Source organism: Curtobacterium pusillum, assembly GCF_013359865.1.
GTDB lineage: Bacteria > Actinomycetota > Actinomycetes > Actinomycetales > Microbacteriaceae > Curtobacterium > Curtobacterium pusillum.
Genome location: NZ_JABMCE010000051.1, coordinates 18,968 through 41,291 on the forward strand (window position 1 = coordinate 18,968; position 22,324 = coordinate 41,291).

General features: G+C 69.7%; 17 protein-coding genes. 10 read left to right on the top strand and 7 right to left on the bottom strand.

The genetic code is table 11. The features are described 5' to 3' along the window. Positions 1-48 precede the first annotated feature (48 nt). From uvrA to HP507_RS03015, 9 genes are all read left to right on the top strand, one after another. The gene (uvrA, locus tag HP507_RS02975; protein ID WP_217508434.1) at positions 49-3,069 is read left to right on the top strand and encodes an excinuclease ABC subunit UvrA; all 3,021 of its coding nucleotides are present in this window, start codon (positions 49-51) and stop codon (positions 3,067-3,069) included. Continuing rightward, on the top strand, positions 3,070-5,103 hold the full coding sequence (uvrC, locus tag HP507_RS02980; protein WP_175350370.1) for an excinuclease ABC subunit UvrC: 2,034 nt from the start codon (positions 3,070-3,072) through the stop codon (positions 5,101-5,103). Positions 5,104-5,206: 103 nt separating this feature from the next. Further along, complete coding sequence (gene rapZ, locus HP507_RS02985; RefSeq protein WP_175350371.1) at positions 5,207-6,109, top strand: RNase adapter RapZ; 903 nt, start codon at positions 5,207-5,209, stop codon at positions 6,107-6,109. Between the two features lie 75 nt (positions 6,110-6,184). Further along, positions 6,185-7,165: a DNA-binding protein WhiA gene (whiA, locus tag HP507_RS02990; protein ID WP_175350372.1), complete on the top strand. Its 981-nt coding sequence runs from the start codon at positions 6,185-6,187 to the stop codon at positions 7,163-7,165. A gap of 316 nt (positions 7,166-7,481) precedes the next feature. After that, positions 7,482-8,486: a type I glyceraldehyde-3-phosphate dehydrogenase gene (gene gap / locus HP507_RS02995; RefSeq protein WP_175350373.1), complete on the top strand. Its 1,005-nt coding sequence runs from the start codon at positions 7,482-7,484 to the stop codon at positions 8,484-8,486. Between the two features lie 3 nt (positions 8,487-8,489). After that, on the top strand, positions 8,490-9,725 hold the full coding sequence (locus HP507_RS03000; protein ID WP_175350374.1) for a phosphoglycerate kinase: 1,236 nt from the start codon (positions 8,490-8,492) through the stop codon (positions 9,723-9,725). Next, positions 9,722-10,501: a triose-phosphate isomerase gene (gene tpiA / locus HP507_RS03005; RefSeq protein ID WP_175350375.1), complete on the top strand. Its 780-nt coding sequence runs from the start codon at positions 9,722-9,724 to the stop codon at positions 10,499-10,501. Before HP507_RS03000 ends, tpiA begins: the two co-directional genes overlap by 4 nt. Before the next feature lie 120 nt (positions 10,502-10,621). Beyond that, on the top strand, positions 10,622-10,873 hold the full coding sequence (secG, locus tag HP507_RS03010) for a preprotein translocase subunit SecG (protein ID WP_058727797.1): 252 nt from the start codon (positions 10,622-10,624) through the stop codon (positions 10,871-10,873). Between the two features lie 3 nt (positions 10,874-10,876). Further along, positions 10,877-11,236 (top strand): RNA polymerase-binding protein RbpA, encoded by a 360-nt coding sequence (locus HP507_RS03015; RefSeq protein ID WP_175350376.1) that lies wholly within the window; start codon positions 10,877-10,879, stop codon positions 11,234-11,236. Between the two features lie 164 nt (positions 11,237-11,400). Here the strand turns inward: HP507_RS03015 and pgl are convergent, their stop codons facing one another. The 6 genes from pgl to tkt all read right to left on the bottom strand — a co-directional run bounded on the left by pgl (position 11,401) and on the right by tkt (position 19,719). After that, positions 11,401-12,171, bottom strand: coding sequence for a 6-phosphogluconolactonase (pgl, locus tag HP507_RS03020; protein ID WP_175350377.1), 771 nt, complete (start codon positions 12,169-12,171; stop codon positions 11,401-11,403). 98 nt (positions 12,172-12,269) lie between these two features. Beyond that, positions 12,270-13,214 carry a glucose-6-phosphate dehydrogenase assembly protein OpcA gene (locus HP507_RS03025; RefSeq protein WP_175350378.1) on the bottom strand — a complete coding sequence of 315 codons (945 nt, stop codon included), beginning with the start codon at positions 13,212-13,214 and terminating at the stop codon, positions 12,270-12,272. Continuing rightward, on the bottom strand, positions 13,211-14,749 hold the full coding sequence (zwf, locus tag HP507_RS03030; RefSeq protein ID WP_175350379.1) for a glucose-6-phosphate dehydrogenase: 1,539 nt from the start codon (positions 14,747-14,749) through the stop codon (positions 13,211-13,213). Before zwf ends, HP507_RS03025 begins: the two co-directional genes overlap by 4 nt. Before the next feature lie 23 nt (positions 14,750-14,772). Further along, positions 14,773-16,371 (bottom strand): glucose-6-phosphate isomerase, encoded by a 1,599-nt coding sequence (locus HP507_RS03035; protein WP_175350380.1) that lies wholly within the window; start codon positions 16,369-16,371, stop codon positions 14,773-14,775. Next, complete coding sequence (tal, locus tag HP507_RS03040; protein WP_175350381.1) at positions 16,371-17,483, bottom strand: transaldolase; 1,113 nt, start codon at positions 17,481-17,483, stop codon at positions 16,371-16,373. The genes HP507_RS03035 and tal overlap by 1 nt, the downstream gene beginning before the upstream one ends. 142 nt (positions 17,484-17,625) lie before the next feature. After that, positions 17,626-19,719, bottom strand: coding sequence for a transketolase (gene tkt, locus HP507_RS03045; protein WP_175350382.1), 2,094 nt, complete (start codon positions 19,717-19,719; stop codon positions 17,626-17,628). Between the two features lie 370 nt (positions 19,720-20,089). On the opposite strand from tkt, the gene HP507_RS03050 reads away from it, so the two are divergent. Next, complete coding sequence (locus tag HP507_RS03050; protein WP_175350409.1) at positions 20,090-21,016, top strand: heme o synthase; 927 nt, start codon at positions 20,090-20,092, stop codon at positions 21,014-21,016. A 175-nt stretch (positions 21,017-21,191) separates the two neighbouring features. On the opposite strand, the gene HP507_RS03055 is transcribed toward HP507_RS03050, so the two are convergent. Beyond that, complete coding sequence (locus HP507_RS03055) at positions 21,192-22,166, bottom strand: COX15/CtaA family protein (protein WP_175350383.1); 975 nt, start codon at positions 22,164-22,166, stop codon at positions 21,192-21,194. Between the last annotated feature and the right edge of the window lie 158 nt (positions 22,167-22,324).

Here is a 22,324-nt window from a genome sequence, read left to right on the forward strand (position 1 = left end):
CCGTCCTTCGCGGCCGAATGTCGGTGCCGCTTCGTAGAATCGACGGCGATGACCATCACCTCTGACCGCGGTACCTCGACGTCGGCCCGCAACGCGTTCGGCGAGCCCGCAGACCTCCACATCCCCGGCGGGACGGCACCGCACAGCACCTCCACGCTCAGCGTGCGGGGCGCCCGGGTGCACAACCTGCGTGACGTCGACCTCGAGATCCCGCGTGACTCGCTCGTCGTGTTCACGGGTCTGTCCGGGTCCGGCAAGTCCTCGCTGGCGTTCGACACGATCTTCGCCGAGGGGCAGCGTCGCTACGTGGAGTCGCTGTCCGCGTACGCGCGTCAGTTCCTCGGTCAGGTCGACCGCCCGGACGTCGACTTCATCGAGGGGCTGTCGCCCGCGGTGTCGATCGACCAGAAGTCGACGAACCGGAACCCGCGGTCCACGGTGGGCACCATCACCGAGGTCTACGACTACATGCGTCTGCTCTGGGCGCGCATCGGTGTGCCGCACTGCCCCGTCTGCGGCGAGGTGATCAGCAAGCAGTCCGTGCAGCAGATCGCCGACCAGCTCATGCAGTTCGAGTCCGGTACCCGCTTCCAGGTGCTCGCCCCCGTCATCTCGAAGAAGAAGGGCGAGTTCGTCGACCTCTTCCAGGAGCTCGCGGCCTCCGGGTACGCCCGCGCGATCGTCGACGGCGAGCGCATCCAGCTCAACGACCCCCCGAAGCTCAAGAAGCAGGTCAAGCACGACATCTCGGTCATCGTCGACCGCCTCGTCGCGAACGATGACATCCTCAACCGACTGACCGACTCGCTCGAGACGGCACTGCGACTGACCGACGGCACGGTCGCGATCGACCTCGTCGACGCCGAGGGGCCCGGCGCGGTCCGGACCTACTCCGAGAACCTCTCCTGCCCGAACAACCACCCGCTGGCGCTCACCGAGATCGAGCCGAGGACGTTCTCGTTCAACGCGCCGTTCGGCGCGTGCCCGGAGTGCTCGGGTCTCGGTACGCGGATGTCGGTCGACCCGGACCTCGTGCTCGGTGACCCCGAGGCGTCCCTGCGCGACGGTGTGCTGCTGCCGTGGACGGGTACGAGCGGGCTGTACTCCTACTTCGAGAAGCTCCTCGCCGGTCTCGGCAAGGACCTCGGGTTCGACCTGGACACCCCGTGGAACCGCCTCGACCCCTCGGTGCAGGCGGCGATCCTCACGGGCAAGGACTTCCAGGTGTCGGTGTCCTGGCGCAACCGGTTCGGCCGCGAGATGCGGTACACGAGCGGGTTCGAGGGTGTCATGCCCTACATCGAGCGCAAGTTCGCCGAGGCCGAGTCGGACTCGCAGCGGCAGCGTTTCCAGGGCTACCTGCGTGAGGTGCCGTGTCCGGTGTGCGACGGCACGCGGCTCAAGCCCGAGGTGCTCGCGGTCACGGTCGACGGCCGGAGCATCGCCGACGTGACGGACATGTCCCTCGACAACGCGTACGCGTTCATGGACGGTCTGACGCTCACCGACCGCGAAGCGCACATCGCCGCCGCGGTCCTCCGTGAGATCCGGGCACGGCTCGAGTTCCTGCTCGAGGTCGGCCTCAACTACCTGACGCTCGCGCGCGGGGCCGGTGGCCTCTCCGGCGGCGAGGCGCAGCGCATCCGTCTGGCCACGCAGATCGGGTCCGGTCTGACGGGCGTGCTCTACGTCCTCGACGAACCGAGCATCGGGCTGCACCAGCGGGACAACCGTCGGCTGATCGACACGCTCGTCAAGCTCAAGGACCTCGGCAACACCCTCATCGTCGTCGAGCACGACGAAGACACCATCCGCACCGCGGACTGGGTCGTCGACATCGGACCGGGTGCGGGTGTCAACGGCGGCAACGTCGTGCACTCCGGCTCGTACGAAGGGATCATCGAGAACCGCGACTCGATCACGGGCGACTACCTCGCCGGTCGTCGTGCGATCGAGGTGCCGGCCGAGCGTCGCACGGTGAACCTCAAGCGCACGATCAGCGTGCAGGGTGCGCGGGCGAACAACCTCAAGTCCATCGACGCGGACTTCCCGCTGGGAGTCTTCACCGCGGTCACCGGGGTGAGCGGGTCGGGCAAGTCCACGCTCGTCAACGACATCCTGTACAAGGTGCTCGCCAACCAGCTCAACGGCGCACGGCACATCGCCGGCAAACACACGCGCGTCAAGGGCCTCGACCAGCTCGACAAGGTCGTGCACGTCGACCAGGCGCCGATCGGTCGCACGCCGCGCTCGAACCCGGCGACGTACACGGGCGTGTTCGACCGGATCCGCCAGCTGTTCGCCGAAACGCCCGAGGCGAAGGCGCGCGGCTACCAGCCGGGCCGCTTCAGCTTCAACGTCAAGGGCGGGCGCTGCGAGAACTGCTCGGGCGACGGCACGATCAAGATCGAGATGAACTTCCTGCCCGACGTCTACGTCGCGTGCGAGGTCTGCGGCGGTGCGCGGTACAACCGCGAGACGCTGCAGGTGCACTACAAGGGCAAGGACATCTCCGAGGTCCTCGACATGCCGATCAGCGAGGCGGCCGAGTTCTTCGAGCCGATCTCCGCGATCCACCGGTACATGCAGACCCTCGTCGACGTCGGTCTCGGCTACGTCCGGCTCGGGCAGAGCGCGACCACCCTGTCCGGCGGCGAGGCCCAGCGCGTGAAGCTCGCGACCGAGCTGCAGCGCCGGTCGAACGGGCGGACGGTGTACGTGCTCGACGAGCCCACGACGGGTCTGCACTTCGAGGACGTCCGGAAGCTCCTCCTCGTGCTGCAGAGCCTGGTCGACAAGGGCAACACGGTCATCACGATCGAGCACAACCTCGACGTCATCAAGTCCGCGGACTGGATCATCGACATGGGGCCCGAGGGTGGCTCGGGCGGCGGCACGGTGCTGGCGACCGGTACCCCGGAGCACGTGGCGAACGTGCCCGAGAGCCACACCGGTGTCTTCCTGAAGGAGATCTTCGACGCGCAGGACGCCCGCGTCGGCAAGGAGCAGGCCGTCGGGGCACGAACGGCCACGCAGAAGCGCACCAAGCAGAAGGCGGGTGCTCGGTAGGTGGCGGACACGGTTCCCTGGCGTCCGAAGGCCGGGGAGATCCCGACCGACCCGGGCGTCTACCGCTGGCGCGACGAGGCCGGTCGCGTGCTGTACGTCGGCAAGGCGAAGAACCTCCGGGCGCGGCTGAGCAACTACTTCGCGCCGCTGCCGACGCTCCACGAGCGGACCCGGCGGATGGTCCTCACAGCACGCAGCGTCGAGTGGACCACGGTCGGCTCCGAGATCGAGGCGCTGCAGCTCGAGTACACGTGGATCAAGGAGTTCGATCCGCCGTTCAACGTCAAGTTCCGCGACGACAAGTCGTACCCGTACATGGCGATCACCCTCGGCGAGGAAGCGCCGCGGGTGATGGTCACGCGCAACCGGAAGATCAAGGGCGCGAAGTACTTCGGGCCGTACCCGAAGATCTGGGCGGTGCACGACACCATCGACCTGATGATCAAGGTGTTCCCGATCCGCACCTGTTCGGACTCGTCGTACAAGAAGGCGATGCAGACCGGGAAGCCCTGTTTCCCGGGGCAGATCGGCAAGTGCGGCGGCCCGTGCTCGCAGAAGGTGACGATCGCCGAGCACCGCGCCATGGTCGAGGAGTTCATCCGGTTCATGGCGAGCTACGACCGGCGGGTCATCACGCAGCTCCGCCAGCGGATGGCGGCCTCGGCGGACGCGATGCAGTACGAGCAGGCGGCGCGGTTCCGCGACCAGGTCGAGGCGCTCGAGGCCGTGCTCGAGAAGTCGGCCGTGGTGCTCCGCGACTCGGTCGACCTCGACCTCTTCGGCATCGCCGAGGACGAGCTCGCGGCTGCCGTGCAGCTGTTCTCGGTGCGCGGCGGTCGCATCCGCGGCGTGCGCGGGTGGGTCGTCGACAAGGAGCTCGACATCTCGACGGGCGACCTCATCGAGCAGATCGTGCAGGGCAACTACGCGACCGGCGACGAGCCTCCGCGGGAGGTCGTCGTGCCGGAGCTGCCGGAGGACGCCGAGGCGCTGCAGCAGTGGCTCAGCGATCGCCGCGGCGGTCGGGGCACGAAGCTCAGCACGGCTCAGCGCGGCGACCGGGCCGGCCTCGCCCGCACCGCGGCGCAGAACGCCGCCCAGGCGCTCATGCTCTACAAGACCAAGCGTTCCGCCGACTACACCACCCGGTCCGCTGCGCTCGCGGACATCCAGGACGCCCTCGGCATGACCGAGGCGCCGCTGCGTATGGAGTGCTACGACATCTCGCACCTGCAGGGCACGAACGTCGTCGCGTCGATGGTCGTGTTCGAGGACGGCCTGCCCCGCAAGGACCAGTACCGGCGGTACACCATCGCCGAGACCACCGACGACACCGACAGCATGCATCAGGTGCTCACCCGACGTCTCGCCCGGTTGGACGAGGACGCGAGCGTGCCGGACGTACCCGACGTCACGAGTGACGAGATCGTCGAGGGCTCGAAGCCGACGAAGCGCTTCGCGTACCGTCCCCAGCTGCTCATCGTCGACGGTGGTCAGCCGCAGGTGCAGGCCGCGAAGCGTGCGATGGACGAGGCCGGCGTGCACGACATCGCCCTGGTCGGGATCGCGAAGCGTCTCGAGGAGCTCTGGCTGCCCGACGACGACTTCCCGGTGATCCTGCCCCGCAACTCGGAGGCGCTGTTCCTCATCCAGCGCATCCGTGACGAGGCGCACCGGTTCGCGATCACGCACCAGCGCACCCGTCGGAAGCGCGACGTCCGGTCGCGGCTGTCCGAGATCCCCGGGCTCGGCCCGACTCGTGTCAACGCGCTGCTCAAGCACTTCGGCTCGGTCGCGCGCCTGCGAGAGGCCACCGCTGAGGAGATCGGCGAGGTCAACGGCGTCGGTCCGGCGACCGCCGCGGCGGTGGTCTCGAAGCTGGCACAGACGCCGTCCAGCGCGCTGAGCGCGCCGAGTCCGGTCAGCGCGCCCGAGCCCGACGGGGTAGCGGACGTCGACGCGGGTGGCGGCCTGTCAGGAGGCGCGGCGCGGGTCCCCGAGGTGACGCACGACGGTCCGCACCTGCCCTCGTGACGCAACCCGTGCCTCCCGGGACCCCCTGGACGGTAGCCTTGACCCGCAGCCGAGACCTCCCCGGGCGACGCGCCCGGGCCGCCACGACGGAGCCCACTCCCAGATGACCGACAGCGCCCAGGCGTCCACGCGACCGCCGCAACAGCACGACATCCTCATCGTCACCGGCATGTCCGGGGCCGGACGCTCGACGGTCGGCAAGGCGCTCGAAGACCTCGGGTGGTACGTCGTCGACAACCTGCCGACGCAGATGCTCGCGCCGCTCACCGAGCTCGCCGACCGCGCGGGGGAGAAGATCCCGAAGATCGCGACCGTCGTCGACGTCCGCGGCGGACGGTTCTTCACCGACCCCGAGCAGGCCGTCGAACAGGTGCGGAAGAGCGCGTCCGCACGCGTCCGCGTGCTGTTCCTCGAAGCCACCGACGCCGTCCTCGTACGGCGCTTCGAGCAGGTCCGTCGGCCGCACCCGCTGCAGGGCGAGGACACGCTCCTCGACGGCATCGGGCGCGAACGGAGTCGGCTCGCCGCCCTGCGCGAGGCGTCCGACGTGGTCATCGACACCTCGGACCTCAACATCCACCAGCTCGCGAACGCGGTCACCGAGCAGTTCGCGGACGACCACTTCGTGGGTGTCCAGGTGACGCTGATGAGCTTCGGGTTCAAGTACGGGCTGCCCGCCGACGCCGACATGGTGGCCGACGTGCGGTTCCTGCCGAACCCGTACTGGGTGCCGGAACTCCGCCCGCACACGGGGCTGGACCGCCCCGTCTCGGACTACGTGCTCGCGCAACCGGGCGCCCGTCCGTTCGTCGAGCGCTACGCCGCCGTGCTCGAGCCGGTGCTCGAGGGGTACCAGCGCGAGAACAAAAGACACGCTACGATCGCCATCGGCTGTACCGGCGGGAAGCACCGATCGGTCGCCATCGTCGCCGAGCTGGCGAACCTCCTCCGCGGGGTGCCCGACGTCGCCGTGCGTGTGAAGAACCGAGATCTCGGCCGGGAGTGACCGTCCCTCCGGCCGCTCCACACGACGTGCGCCGGGCACGCGGACCCCACCAGAAGAAACGTTAGGAATGATGCTGTGCCGTTGACTGCCGAGGTCAAGGACGAACTGGCCCGGGTCGTCGTGAACCGGAACACGGTCCGCGCCGCCGAACTCGCGACCATCCTGCGGTTCGCGGGTGGCCTGCACGTCATCTCGGGCAGGATCGCGGTCGAGGTCGAACTCGACACCCGGATCATCGTGCACCGCGTGCGCAAGGACCTCGCCGAGCTGTACGGCGTGCGGAGCGAGGCGTCGGTGGGCTCGTCCGCGTCCGCCCGTCGTGGCACCCGGTACCTCGTGCGCGTGCTCGAGGCCGGTGAGACCCTCGCCCGCCAGACGGGCCTCATGGACGCGCGTCGTCGTCCGGTCCGCGGGCTGCCGAACCGGCTGACCACGGGCAACCGCGAGGACCTCGCCGCGATCTGGCGCGGCGCGTTCCTCGCCTCCGGCACCCTCACCGACCCGGGCCGTGCGGCGGCGCTCGAGGTCACCTGCCCCGGCAACGAGGCCGCGATGGCGCTCGTCGGCGCCGCATCGCGTCTCGGCATCGCCGCCAAGGGGCGCGAGGTGCGCGGCGTGCACCGCGTCGTCATCCGCGACGGCGAGGCCATCGGCCAGATGCTCACCGTGATGGGTGCCGCGCGCACCACCGCGGAGTGGGAGGAGATGCGCCAGCGCCGCGAGGTCCGCGCCACGGCGAACCGCCTCGTCAACTTCGACGACGCCAACCTCCGCCGCTCCGCGCAGGCCGCCGTCGCCGCGTGCGCCCGCGTCGAGCGCGCGCTCGAGATCCTCGGCGAGGAGGTCCCGGACCACCTCAAGTACGCAGGCTCGCTGCGGCTGCAGCACCGTGACGCGTCGCTCGACGAGCTCGGCCAGCACGCCGAGCCGCCGATGACGAAGGACGCGATCGCCGGACGGATCCGCCGCCTGCTCGCGATGGCCGACAAGCGCGCCTCCGACCTCGGCATCCCGGGCACCGAGGCGAGTGTTCCCGAGGAGCTCGAGGGCGTCTGATCGCGGACGTTCCCGGCGTCGGACTGGAGGCGCGGTGCCGGCTGGCACCTGGGCCCACGCCGCCGGTTCCGGAGCGACGCGCCAGCGGCGGTCCGGCCGTGCCGGTGGGGAGCCTCCAGTCCGTTTTCGGTCCCGTCCAGCGCACCGCTCACGACCGTCCGGACGGACCGTCATCCCGCACAGGCGCGCAGTGTCCGACTGCTAGGGTCGTTACGGCGACGTTACGGGGCGTATCGTCCACCACACGTGGGCCCGCAGGGCCTTCGACTCCGAAAAGCAGCGCCCCCCGGGCGCTCCACACCCACCAGGAGATCCATTGACCGTCAAGATCGGTATCAACGGCTTCGGCCGCATCGGCCGTAACTTCTTCCGGGCCGCACTGGCCAAGGGCAGCGACCTCGAGATCGTGGCGGTGAACGACCTCACCGACAACGCGTCACTCGCGAACCTGCTGAAGTTCGACTCCATCACCGGCAAGCTCCCGGCGACGGTCGAGCTCGACGGCGACAACATCGTGGTCGACGGCAAGGCCATCAAGGTGCTCGCGGAGCGCGACCCCGCCAACCTCCCCTGGGGCGAGCTGGGTGTCGACATCGTCATCGAGTCGACCGGGTTCTTCACGAAGGCCGCCGACGCGCAGAAGCACATCGACGCGGGCGCCAAGAAGGTCATCATCTCCGCCCCCGCCACGGGTGACGACGTCACCATCGTGCTCGGCGTGAACGAGGACCAGTACGACCCGGCCAACCACAACATCATCTCGAACGCGTCCTGCACCACGAACAGCCTCGCGCCGCTCGCCAAGGTGTTCAACGACAAGTTCGGCATCGAGCGTGGCCTCATGACGACGGTGCACGCCTACACCGCCGACCAGAACCTCCAGGACGGCCCGCACAAGGACCCGCGCCGTGCTCGCGCCGCCGCCCTGAACATCGTCCCGACCTCCACGGGTGCGGCGAAGGCGATCGGCCTCGTCCTCCCGGAGCTCGCCGGCAAGCTCGACGGCTTCGCGCTCCGCGTCCCGGTCCCCACCGGCTCGATCACGGACCTCACGCTCGAGACCAAGGCCGAGGTCACGGTCGACGAGATCAACGCCGCCTACAAGGAGGCCGCGGAAGGCCCCCTCAAGGGCATCCTGCTCTACAGCGAGGACCCGCTGGTGTCGACCGACATCACGACGGACCCGCACTCCTCGATCTACGACTCCGGTCTGACCAAGGTCATCGGTGGCCTCGTGAAGATCACGTCGTGGTACGACAACGAGTGGGGCTACTCGAACCGCCTCGTCGACCTCACCGAGTACGTGGGCGAGCGTCTGTAACGCATGGCCCTCCGAACCCTTGGCAAGCCCGGCGCTTGGGGCGACCTCGGCGACCTCGCCGGCAAGCGTGTCGTCGTCCGCTGCGATCTCAACGTCCCGCTGAAGGACGGCGTGATCACGGACGACGGCCGCGTCCGGGCGTCGTTGACCACCCTGAACATCCTCATCAACGCCGGCGCGCGCGTCATCGTGATCTCCCACCTGGGCCGCCCCGACGGCGAGCCCAAGCCGGAGTTCTCGCTCGCGCCGGTCGCCCAGCGGCTCTCCGAGCTGCTCGGGAAAGAGGTCACGTTCGTCGGCGAGACCGTCGGTGACGAGGCGACCGCGGCTGCCGGGGCCCTCGCGGACGGTGACGTCCTGCTGCTCGAGAACCTCCGCTTCAACCCGGAGGAGACCTCGAAGGACGGCGCAGTGCGGGGCGGGTTCGCGGACCGGATCGCGGCCCTCGGGGACGCCTTCGTGTCCGACGGCTTCGGCGTCGTGCACCGCAAGCAGGCCTCGGTCTACGAGCTCGCGTCGGCGCTGCCGTCGGCCGCCGGTTCGCTCATCGAGACCGAGCTCGGCGTGCTCGAGCGGCTGACGAGTTCGCCGGAGCGGCCGTACACGGTCGTGCTCGGCGGGTCGAAGGTCAGCGACAAGCTCGGCGTCATCGACCACCTCCTGCCGCAGGTGGACACCCTGTGCATCGGTGGCGGCATGCTCTTCACGTTCCTCGCGGCCCAGGGCCACGGGGTCGCGAAGTCGCTGCTCGAGGCGGACCAGCTCGACACCGTCCGGTCCTACCTGGCCCGGGCCGACGAGCTCGGCGTCACGATCGACCTGCCGACGGACGTCGTCGTGGCATCGGGCTTCTCGGCCGACGCCTCGCACGAGATCGTGGCCGCCGATGCCATCGAGTCGACGTCGTTCGGAGCGGACGGCATCGGCCTCGACATCGGCCCGGAGACGGCTGCGCGCTTCGCGTCCGCTGTCTCGGGTTCGAAGACCGTCTTCTGGAACGGGCCGATGGGGGTGTTCGAGTTCCCGGCGTTCGCCGCCGGGACGAAGACCGTCGCCCAGGCGCTCACCGAGGTCGACGGCCTCGGCGTCGTCGGTGGCGGCGACTCCGCTGCTGCCGTCCGGTCGCTCGGGTTCTCGGACGACCAGTTCGGTCACATCTCGACCGGTGGCGGGGCGAGCCTCGAGTTCCTCGAGGGCAAGTCGCTCCCGGGTCTCGAAGCGCTGGGGTGGTCTGCATGAGCCGGACTCCGTTCATCGCCGGGAACTGGAAGATGAACCTGGACCACCTCCAGGCCATCGCCACGGTGCAGAAGCTCGCGTGGACGCTGAAGGACGCGCGCCACGACTTCGACGACGTCGAGGTCGCGGTGTTCCCGCCCTTCACCGACCTCCGCAGCGTGCAGACGCTCATCTCGGCCGACAAGCTCCCGATCCGCTTCGGCGCGCAGGACCTCTCGCAGCACGACTCGGGCGCCTTCACGGGCGACGTGTCCGGTGCCTTCCTCGCCGCCCTCGACGCGCAGTACGTGATCGTCGGGCACTCCGAGCGGCGCACGCTTCACGGTGAGACCGACGAGATCGTCGCAGCGAAGACCGCCGCGGCCGTCAAGCACGGACTCGTGCCGGTGGTCTGCGTCGGCGAGACCGGTGAGGAGCGCGAGGAGCGCGGCGCGGGCGTCGTGCCGGTCGAGCAGTTGCGCGTCGTCCTCGACGCCGTGAAGCCGTCCGAGATCGTCGTCGCGTACGAGCCGGTCTGGGCGATCGGATCCGGTCAGGCCGCGACCGCCGAGCAGGCCCAGGAGGACTGCGCCGCCCTGCGTCGCGGGATCGCCGCGGCCTGGGGCGACGACATCGCGAGCTCGACCCGGGTGCTGTACGGCGGTTCGGTGAAGTCGGGCAACATCGCCGGCTTCCTCCGCGAGCCCGACATCGACGGCGCCCTCGTCGGCGGCGCCTCCCTCGACGTGCAGGAGTTCGCGGCGATCGCGCGCTTCCGGCAGCACGTCGGACTCTGACCCAGCTGGAACAGGCCGGTCGCTGCCCGCGGCCGGCCTGTTCCACGCCCGGCCGTTCGCGCCGTGGGACGGACTCGTCCCCGGTATACTCGGATGGCTGACTGACACGAAAGGTACGTCGTGGCGATTCTCTCCGTCGTGCTGCAGGTCCTGCTCGCAATCACGAGCCTCCTGCTCACGCTCCTCATCCTGCTGCACAAGGGTCGCGGTGGCGGCCTCTCCGACATGTTCGGCGGCGGCGTGACGAGCAACCTCGGGGCGTCCGGCGTCGCCGAGCGCAACCTCAACCGCATCACGGTGATCCTCGGTCTGGTCTGGATCGTGTCGATCATCGTGCTCGGTCTCATCAACAAGTTCACGGCGGGGAGCTGATCCATGGCAACCGGAGGCAGTGCAATCCGGGGTTCGCGCGTCGGCGCGGGTCCGATGGGAGAGCAGGACCGCGGGGTCCAGGCCGAGCGGGTGGCGATCTCGTACTGGGACGCCCTCGGCAACGAGGTCGTGCGGTACTTCGCCGCCGGCCTTCCTGACGAGGAGATCCCCGAGACGGTGGATTCGCCGTCGACCGGCCTCCCGGCTGGTCGCGACAAGGAGAACCCGCCGCAGGTCGCGAAGACCGAGCCCTACAAGACGCACCTCGCGTACGTGAAGGAGCGCCGCACCGAGGAAGAGGCGGCGCAGCTCCTCGAAGACGCCCTGCAGCAGCTCCGCGAACGTCGCGGCACCGCGAAGTAGTCGCACTCGACGTCCGGAGGCCCCCGCACCGATGGTGCGGGGGCCTTCGTCGTTGTGGCTGAGGTCGCACGACACGCCGTGCGCGGCCCGAGACCGGACCACGAATCGGACGGGAGGCGCGGTGCCAGCCGGCACCGCGCCTCCCGTCCGTCAGGGGGTCGCGTCTAGTACGTCGACGCGATGAGGTTCTCGGGGACGTCGCGCGCGGCGTCCTGGTCCACGAAGAACACGGTGCGCTTGCGACCCTGGACGCCGCCGACCGGCACCTCGTCCACCGCGGCGCCCGCGAGGGCGAGACCGAGCACGGACGCCTTCTCGGCACCCGACAGGATCACCCAGACCCGCTGCGACGCGTTGATCACCGGGAAGGTGAGCGTCAGACGCTGCGGCGGCGGCTTGGGGGAGTCGTCGACGGAGAGCACGGCGCGGTCGGTGACGTCGAGCTGCGGGAACTCGGGGAACAGCGACGCGGTGTGCCCGTCCGGGCCGACGCCGAGCAGCGTGATGTCGAACCGCGGTGCGACGGCACCCTCGGGAGCCGCCTCCTGCAGTTCGCGCTCGTACTGCGCCGCGGCCTCGTCGATGCTGATCCCCGCGTCGGACGCGGCGATCGGGTGGATGTTCGACTCCGGGATGTCGACGTGGTCGAAGAAGTCGGTCTGCGTGCCGGTGATGTTGCGTTCGGCGTCGCCCGCCGGCACCCAGCGCTCGTCGACCCACCACACGTGCACCTTCGACCAGTCCACGCTCTCGCGGGCCGGCGACTGGCCGATCGCGGCGAGGACGAGCGACGACACCGAACCGCCGCTGATGGCGATGTCCGCGCGCTCCTGCTCGTCGAGCACGTCGATGATCTTCGTGATGAAGCGTGCGGCGACCGAAGCGCCGAGGGCCTGCTTGTCCGGGTGCACCAGCACCCGCCGTTCGTTGGTCACGTGACTCCCGTGTTCGTGGCGGCCGACCGGTAGTACGACCGCCTTCGGTCCGACCGGGCCCCCTGCGTGTGCGGGAGGCCCGGTCGTGTGGGGTTCGCTCAGCCCGCGATCGTCTCGCGCAGCTGGGCGACCCCGTGCTTGACGACGTCTCCGAAGAGGACGTCCGGGTCGAGTCTACGGAGTTCCTCGGCCAGGCAGTCGCGCAGGTTGCGGCGCGGCAGCGACAGGTCGTGGGTCGGCTGTCCGGGCATCGAGAGCGTCGCGACGTCCACGAGGGAGCGCTCGAGCTCGATGGTGCCGGACTCGCGCACGAGCTTGACGCCGTGGATGCCGCTCGACCCGGTCGCGCGGGGCGACGTGACGACGGCCACCGGCACCTCGAGCCGCAGCTGCAGCCACGCGGCGAGGAGGATCGTCGACGGGCTGTCCGACGCGCCCGAGACCTCCACCGCGGTGACCGGTTCGTACGGCGGCTGGTCGAGCGCCGCGGCGAGCTGGTTCCGCCAGAGGGTGAGGCGGGTCCACGCGAAGTCCGTGTCGCCCGGCACGTACGAGGCACCGAGCGCCTCGATCGCACGGTTCGGGTCCTTCTGCGCGGCGGCGTCGGTGATCCGTCGCTGCGCGATGCGGCCCAGCGCGGACGCGGACGGCTGGTCCGGCGCGGTCTGCGGCCACCAGGCCACGACGGGCGCGTCCGGCAGCAGGAGTCCGGTGACCAGGCTCTCCTCGTCGGTCGCGGTCTCGCCGTAGGCGCGGAGGACGATGACCTCGCTCGCACCCGCGTCGCTGCCGACGCGGATCTGCGCGTCGAGACGACCGGGCGACTTCGTGTCGCCGTTGTTCTTCGACACGATGATGACGCGCATCGGGTGCTCGCGCGAGGCCTCGTTCGCGGCCTCGATCGCCTCTTCCTCGTGGCCGAGGGCCGTCGAGATGATGAGGGTCAGGACGCGACCGAGGGCGACGGCGCCGCCCTCCTCGCGGATGTGGACGAGCTTCTTCTGGATCTTCGAGACCGTGGTGTTCGGCAGGTCGATCTTCATGGACGCCTCCAGGTCCGGCCGTCGCGGGCGAGCAGGGCATCGGCGGACGCCGGGCCCCACGTGCCGGGACGGTACTGCTCGGGCTGGCCCTGCGTGGCCCAGAACTCCTCGATCGGATCGAGGATCTTCCACGACAGTTCCACCTCTTGGTGACGGGGGAACAGGGGCGGGTCGCCGAGGAGCACGTCGAGGATGAGTCGTTCGTACGCCTCCGGCGAGGCCTCGGTGAACGCGTGGCCGTAGCCGAAGTCCATCGTCACGTCGCGCACCTGGGTGCCGACGCCGGGGACCTTCGAGCCGAAGCGGAGCGTGACGCCCTCGTCCGGCTGCACCCGGATGACGAGCGCGTTCTGGCCGAGCGGCGACTGCGGGATGCCGAAGACGTCCTCGGGGACGCGCTTGAACACGATCGCGATCTCGGTCACGCGGCGGCCGAGACGCTTGCCGGCGCGCAGGTAGAACGGCACGCCCTGCCAGCGGCGCGTGGCGATGTCGAGCTTGATCGCCGCGTACGTCTCCGTGTGGGACTCCGGGTTCATGCCGGCTTCCTCGAGGAAGCCCAGCACCTTCTCGCCGCCCTGCCAGCCGCCGGCGTACTGCCCGCGCGCGGTCGCCGTGGCGAGGTCCGCGGGGAGACGGACGGCGGAGAGCACCTTCTCCTTCTCGGCGCGGAGGTCCGCGGCCTTGAACGAGACGGGCTCCTCCATCGCGGTGAGCGCGAGGAGCTGCAGGAGGTGGTTCTGGATGACGTCGCGCGCCGCTCCGATGCCGTCGTAGTACGCGGCACGTCCGGCGACGCCGATGTCCTCGGCCATCGTGATCTGCACGTGGTCCACGTAGTTCGAGTTCCAGATGGGTTCGTACATCTGGTTCGCGAACCTCAGCGTCAGGAGGTTCTGGACGGTCTCCTTGCCGAGGTAGTGGTCGATGCGAAACACGTCGTCCGGAGCGAACACGCTCTCGACGATCGCGTTGAGCTCGCGAGCGGTGCGGAGGTCGGAGCCGAAGGGCTTCTCGACGACCACACGGCTCCACGAGTCCTCGTGCTTCGCGGTCAGACCGGACAGCTTGAGCTGCTCGGTGACGACCGGGAACATCTTCGGGGGGATCGAGAGGTAGAACGCGTGGTTCCCCAGCGTTCCGCGCTCGGCGTCGAGGTCGTCGACGGTCCGCTTGAGCTCGCGGAACGCCTCGGGGTCGTCGAAGGACCCCTGCACGAACCGGATGCCCTGTTCGAGCTGACGCCAGACGTCCTCGTCGAACGGGGTGCGCGAGTGTTCCTGGACGGCGTCGTGGACGAGCTGGGAGAAGTCTTGGTCCTCCCAGTCACGCCGAGCGAACCCGACGAGGGCGAACCCGGGCGGCAGGAGCCCCCGGTTCGCCAGGTCGTAGACCGCGGGCATCAGCTTCTTGCGGGACAGGTCGCCCGTCACGCCGAAGATGATGAGGGTGCTGGGTCCCGCGATCCGGTTCAGTCGACGATCCGTCGGCAGCCGGAGCGGGTTGTGCTCCGGGGTGATTGCCACCGGTGACATGAGTCGGTGAACTCCTTCGAGAGTCAGAGGGTGACGGCGGAGGTCAGGGCTGCGGTGGCAGCGGGGACGTCCGTCGTCGTGAGGGTCAGGACCGGGCGACCGTGCTGCGCGAGGACACTCGCGTCGCCGGAGGCCTGGGCCCGGATGAGCTGGCCGAACGTGAACGGACGGCCGGGGATGGCCAGGTCGTCGGGTTCGTCGGCCACGATCTGCAGGAACACGCCGTTCGCCGGACCGCCCTTGTGGTACTGCCCGGTCGAGTGCAGGAAGCGCGGGCCGTAGCCGAACGTGACGGGCCGGCCGGTGCGTGCCGCGAGGACGTCGCGGAGCGACTCGAGGGCCTGGTTCGACGTGCGGTCCACGTAGGCCTGCACGGCCAGGTAGCCGGTCGCGTCGATCTGGGCCAGGAGGCTCGTCACGGCTTCTGCGAGCGTGCTCCCGACCGGCAGTCCCTCGGTCGCGCGGACGGCGATGCCGTCCTCGGTGAACGCGGGTTCGGTCGGCGCCGGACGGTCGTCCAGCAGGGCACGTGCCGCGGCCTTGGCGGCCTCGACGTCGGGCTGGTCGAACGGGTCGATGCCGAGCAGACGCCCGGCGACCGCCACGGCGTACTCCCACACGAGGAGCTGACCGCCGAGCGTGCCGGCGATCTCGACCTCGCCCTCGGCGACGTGCCGTTCTTCCTCGCGGGAGCCGACGAGCCGGACGATCTGCAGGTCGGGAAGGCCGGCGGTGACCTCGGGGGAGTCGACGTCGAGCACGACCGGGAGCAGGCCTCGACCGCTCTTGCCGGTGGACTCGGCGATCAGCTGCTCCACCCAGTCGCCGAAGCCGACGATGTGGGTGCCGTCCGGGACGATGCCGATCTTGTCGCGCAGCGGCTCGGTCCCGCCGAGGACGGCGCCGAGCACGAGGCCCGGGTTCTCGTCGGTGTCGACGGCCAGCAGCGCGGAGATGGCGTCCGCCTCGTCGAGGAGCTCCTCGATGTCCGCGCCGGCGAGACCGGAGGGCACGAGGCCGAACGCCGTCAGCGCCGAGTAGCGGCCGCCGACGTTGGGATCGGCGGCGAAGACCCGGTAGCCGGCCGCGGTCGCCTCGGCCTCGAGCGGGGAGCCCGGGTCGGTGACGACGACGATGCGGGTCGCCGGGTCGATGCCGGCATCGCGGAACGCCTGCTCGTACACACGGCGCTGGGAGTCGGTCTCGAGGGTCGACCCCGACTTGGAGGACACGACGAGCACGGTGCGGTCCAGCCGGTGTTCGACCGCGGCACGGACCTGCGCCGGATCCGTGGAGTCGAGGACGGTGAGCGGGACGCCCGACGTCCTCGTGATGACCTCGGGCGCGAGCGACGAGCCGCCCATGCCGGCGAGGACGACGTGGTCGACCCCATCGGCACGCAAGCGGTCGCGCAGGGCGACGACCTCGGCGACGAGCGGGCGGGAGACCGAGACGGCCTCCACCCAGCCGAGGCGCTTCGACGCCTCGGTCTCGGCAGCCGGACCCCACAGCTCGGGGTCCTGGGCGGTGATGCCCGAGGCCACCAGGTCGGCGACGAGACGCGGGACCACCTGGTCGATGGCCCGCGCCGCGTCGCCGCTGGCGGCGATGGAAACCGTCACTACTTGGCGCCCTCGAGGGCGTTCTTCACGGTGTCGACGAGCTCGCCCCACGAGACGTTGAACTTGTCGACGCCCTCCTTCTCGAGCAGTGCCACGACGTCGTCGTAGTCGATGCCCTGCGCGGCGAGCTGGTCGAGGACCTCCTGCGCGGCGTCGAAGGAGCCGGCGATCGCGTCGCCGTGGATCTCGCCGTGGTCGAAGGTGGCGTCGAGCGTCTTGCCCGGCATGGTGTTGACGGTGCTCGGCGCGGCCAGCTCGGTCACGTAGAGCGTGTCGGGCAGCGACGGGTCCTTGACGCCGGTCGAGGCCCAGAGCGGACGCTGCGTGTTCGCACCGGCCTCGAGCAGGCCGAGGGCGCGCTCCGAGGCGAAGGCCTCGGTCCACACCTGGTAGGCGAGCTGCGCGTTCGCGATGCCGGCCTTCGACTTGAGGGCCTTGGCCTCGTCGGTGCCGACGGCGTCGAGGCGCTTGTCGATCTCGGAGTCGACGCGGGACACGAAGAACGAGGCGACCGAGTGGATCTTCGAGAGGTCGTGACCGGCGGCCCTGGCCTTCTCGAGCCCGCCCAGGTACGCGTCGATGACCGCGCGGTAGCGCTCGAGCGAGAAGATCAGGGTGACGTTGACGGAGATGCCGGCGGCGATGACCTCGGTGATCGCCTCGAGGCCCTCGAGCGTCGCCGGGATCTTGATGAGGACGTTCTCCTTGCCGACCTTGTCGAACAGGAACTTCGCCTGCTCGATGGTCTTGGCGGTCTCGTGCGCGAGGCCCGGCTCGACCTCGATCGAGACGCGGCCGTCGAAGCCCTTGGTCTCGTCGTAGATCGGCTTGAACACGTCGGACGCGTTCGCGACGTCCTGCGTGGTGATCTCGAAGATCGCGGCGGTCACGTCGGTGCCCGCGGCCGCGAGCTCCTTGACCTGCGCGTCGTAGCGCTCGCCCTTGGCGAGGGCCGAGGCGAAGATGGTGGGGTTCGTCGTGACGCCGACGACGTTCTTCTCGGCGATGAGCTGCTCGAGCTTGCCGGTCTCGAGCAGTTCGCGCGACAGGTCGTCGAGCCAGATGCTCACGCCGACCGCGGAGAGGGCGGCGGTGGGGGTGTTGTCAGCCATGTGTTTCTCTTCTTCTTTCATCGACCGGCCGGTGAGGCCGTGAAGTCGTGGTCTGGGGGACCGGAGGCGAGGGGCGGAGCCGCGTCGTGCCTCCCGTCGGAGGGAAGGGCCGGACCCGGCGAACCGGACCCGGCCCTTCGACTCAGGATGCTGCGATGGATTCCTTCGCGGCGGCCACGACGTGTTCCGTCGTGAAGCCGAACTCCTTGAAGAGCGTCTGGTAGTCGGCCGAGGCACCGAAGTGCTCGATCGAGACGCTGCGGCCCTTGTCGCCGACGATGTCGCGCCAGCTCATGGCGATGCCGGCCTCGACCGACACGCGTGCGGTGACGTCCTTGGGGAGCACCTGGTCCTGGTAGTTCTCGGACTGGGCGCGGAACCACTCGAGGGACGGCGCGCTCACGACGCGGGCGTTGATGCCCTCGCCCTTGAGCTGCTCGCGCGCGTCGACGGCGATCTGCACCTCGGAGCCGGTGGCGATGAGGATCACGTCCGGGGTGCCGTTCGGCGCCTCGGCCAGGATGTACGCGCCCTTGGCGACGTTCTTCGCCGAGGCGAGCGTGTCGCCGGAGGCGTCGCCCTCGCCGCGCTCGAACACCGGCAGGTTCTGACGGCTCAACGCGATACCGGCCGGGCGGTCGTGGTGCTTGAGCATCTCGAGCCAGGCGTACGCGACCTCGTTGGCGTCGGCCGGGCGGACGACGTCCAGGCCCGGGATGGCGCGGAGCGCGCTGAGCTGCTCGATCGGCTGGTGCGTGGGGCCGTCCTCGCCGAGAGCGATGGAGTCGTGTGTCCAGACGTAGATCGCCGGCGCCTTCATGAGGGCCGCGAGGCGGACCGCCGGGCGCATGTAGTCGCTGAAGATGAGGAAGGTGCCGCCGAACGGGCGGGTGTTCCCGTGCAGGACGATGCCGGACAGGATCGAGCCCATGGCGTGCTCGCGGATGCCGAAGTGCAGCACGCGGCCGTACGGGTCGGTCGTCCAGGCCTTGGTCGACGCCTCGGCCGGACCGAAGGACTTGGCGCCCTCGATCGTGGTGAGGTTCGACTCGGCGAGGTCCGCCGAACCGCCCCAGAACTCGGGCATGAGCGGCGCGATGGCGTTGATGACCTTGCCGGAGGCGGCGCGGGTCGAGACGGCCTTGTCGGTCGGGAAGACCGGGAGTGCTTCTTCGAGCCCTTCGGGCAGCTCGCCCGCGTTGATGCGATCGAGGATCGCCTTCTTCTCCGGGTTGGCCGTGGCCCACGCGTCGAAGGTCTTCTGCCATTCGGCGTGCTCGCCCTGGCCCTTGGCGATGGCGCCACGGGTGTACTCGAGGACCTCGGGGTCCACGTGGAAGGTCTGCTCCGGGTCGAAGCCGAGGACCTCCTTGAGGCCCTTCAGCTCCTCGCCGCCGAGCGCGGAACCGTGGATCTTGCCGGAGTTCTGCTTGGTCGGCGACGGCCAGCCGATGATCGTCTTGAGGACGATGAGCGACGGCTTGCCGGTCTCGGCCTTGGCGGCCTCGATCGCTGCGTACAGGGACTCGACGTCCTCGGAGTACTCGCCGGTCTTCTTCCAGTCGACGGTCTGGACGTGCCAGCCGAGCGCCTCGTAGCGGGCGGCGACGTCCTCCGAGAAGGAGATGTCGGTGTCGTCCTCGATCGAGATCTGGTTCGAGTCGTAGAAGACCACCAGACGACCGAGCTGCTGGCGGCCGGCGAGGCTCGCGGCCTCGTTCGTGACGCCCTCCTGCATGTCGCCGTCACCGGCGATCACGTAGGTGAAGTGGTCGAACGGCGACTCGCCGTCGGCGGTCTCCGGGTCGAACAGACCGCGCTCGAAGCGCTGCGCGTAGCCGAAGCCCACGGCGCTGGCGAGGCCCTGGCCGAGCGGGCCGGTGGTGATCTCGACGCCGTCGGTGTGGCCGTACTCCGGGTGACCCGGGGTCTTCGAACCCCACTTGCGGAGGTGCTGCAGGTCCTCGAGCTCGAGGCCGTAGCCGTGCAGGTAGAACTGCACGTACTGCAGGATCGAGGCGTGGCCGGCGGAGAGGATGAAGCGGTCGCGGCCGATCCAGGTGGAGTCGCTGGGGTCGCGACGCATCACCTTCTGGAAGAGCAGGTGGGCGACCGGCGCGAGGCTCATCGCGGTGCCGGGGTGACCGTTGCCGGCGGCCTCGACCGAGTCGGCGGCGAGTACGCGGGCCGTGTCGACGGCCTTCCTGTCGATGGCGTCCCAGGTGAATTCAGCCACTTGGATGTTGACCCTTCATTGATGCGACATGTGCGAGGGCTCGTGCCATCGCACGGACATGATCGCCATCCCGGGGGCCTGAGTCGTGTCGCCGTCTCGCGGCGGCCGACCGGCGCTTCGCGGCCGACGTCATCGGGGCACGCACTGCGGGAGGGCAGGTCCAGCATAGTGACCATGCACTCAGAAGGGGTTCAGGTGACACCGGTTGTCCCGGATGGCGGGGCGGGGCATCGTCGCGGCGCCTCGATCACGTAAACTGTCAGGGACCCGTGAGCATTCCGGGTCGACGCACGCCCCGACGACGACGGAGCCGTCCACCGAGCGTGCGAGCTGACGCGAACAGACTGAGGTTCCCTTGCCGACTGCCACCGTGACCCGGCCCGACACCGATCGACCCCGCTCGACGCTGTCCCGCAAGGTCCGCGCGTACGTCTCGCTGACGAAGCCGCGGGTCATGGAGCTGCTGCTCGTCACCACGGCACCGACGATGTTCCTCGCCGAGCGCGGCGTCCCGGACCTCTGGCTGGTCTTCTGGACGATGCTCGGCGGCGCGATGTCGGCGGGGTCCGCCTCGGCCTTCAACTGCTACATCGACCGCGACATCGACCGGCTGATGAAGCGGACGAGCGCGCGTCCGCTCGTCACCGGCGAACTCTCCGACCGCGAAGCGTTCGTCTTCTCGTGGGTGCTCGGCATCCTGTCCACCGCAGTGCTCGGGTTCCTCGTGAACTGGCTCGCCGCCGCGCTCAGCGTCGTCGCGATCCTCATCTACGTGTTCGTCTACACGCTGTGGCTCAAGCGCCGCACCCCGCAGAACATCGTCTGGGGCGGATCGGCCGGCTGCATGCCCGTGCTCATCGGCTGGGCGGGCGTGACCGGGTCGCTGTCCTGGGCGCCCGTCATCCTCTTCATGGTGATCTTCCTCTGGACGCCGCCGCACTACTGGCCACTGTCGATGAAGTACCGCGACGACTACGACGCCGCCGACGTGCCGATGCTCGCCGTCGTCCGGGGCCGCACGGTCGTGGGGCTCCAGGTCGTGCTGTACGCGTGGGCGACGTTGGTCTGCTCGCTGCTGCTCATCCCCGTCGCGCACATGGGGCCGCTCTACACGGTCGTGGCGCTGGCTGGCGGGATCTGGTTCGTCGTCGAGTCGCACCGGCTGTACTCGCGGGCGATCCAGCACGTGGAACACGTGCAGCCGATGCGGGTGTTCCACAGCTCGATCACGTACCTGACGCTGCTGTTCATCGCGGTGGGCATCGACCCGCTGCTGCCGCAGGTCTTCACCTTCTAGCGCGTGCGGTCGCTCCGCGCGTAGGCGATGTCGCTCGCACACATCGAGCGACATCGCACGCGACGATCGACGTGCGTCGTGCGTCGTGTCGGACGATGCGCATGCAACCGATGCGCGCGCAACGAACGACGTCCCACCCGTCGATCGACAGGTGGGACGTCGGAAGTCGCGCGCGTCAGGCGCCGAGGGGCTCCCGCACCGCCTGGCGGCCGGCGGTGCCGCGCGTGGAGAGCGTCACCACGGTGGTAGCGCCGACGAGCAGCCCGGCCAGGACCATGTGCGTCCCGACGAGGCCGACCGGCAGACCCGTGCGCGCCTGGGTGAGTCCGACGGCGATCTGCACGAACTCGACGACGAGGAGGAGCAGCGCCCACTTGCTCGACAGGCGGAGGCGGACGGCGCCCACGACGAGCACGAGGGTCAGGGCGAAGAGGACGTAGGCGGGCACGGCGTGGACGTGCTCCATGATCGCGGGGTCGAACCCGGTGCGGTGGAGCCGGCCGCCGTCGACGGCCGCGTCGGCACCGGCGTGCGGGCCGCTGCCGGTGGTGAGGATGCCGACGAGCACGGTCACCACGACGGCCGCGATCGTGCCCCGGACGACGCCCGTGTACCAGCGCGGCACGAGGCGCTCCGCGGTGCGCGGTCCCCGCATCGCGCGGTAGACCAGCGCTGCGGTGACCGCGGTGAGCGCGCCGGAGACGACGAAGTGGAGCCCGACGACGAACGGGTTGAGGTTCGTCCAGACGCTCATGCCGCCGATGACCGCCTGCACCGGGATCGCTGCGCCCTGGGCGAACGCGAGCCAGAAGAGCTCGGGGCGGGTACGGCGCATCCGGACGACGAGCAGGAACATCGCGATCGCGACGATCACGAGCACGAAGGTCAGCAGACGGTTGCCGAACTCGATCACCCCGTGGACGCCCATCTCGGGCGTCGAGACGAGGGAGTCCGCCGTGCACTTGGGCCACGTGGGGCAGCCGAGGCCCGAGGCCGTGAGCCGCACGAGGCCGCCCGTGCCGATCAGGATGACCTCGACGATGAACGACGCCCAGGCGAGGACGACGACGCGCTGGTCCACGACGCGGGGGAGTGACCACCACCGCGAGGTCCGGACGTCCTGGCCGACGGGGGATCCGACGCGAGTCACGAGGGTGGTGCCTTCCTGTTGTTCCGTGCAGCGAACCTGTAGGATTCGAGGGTTCAGCAGCAGTCAAGTCTAGGCAGGCGCCGGCTCCGAATGGGCCGAGATCGCCGATCACACCCAGGACTGCGTGGAACCATCGACGTTGCGAGGGAGCAACACCG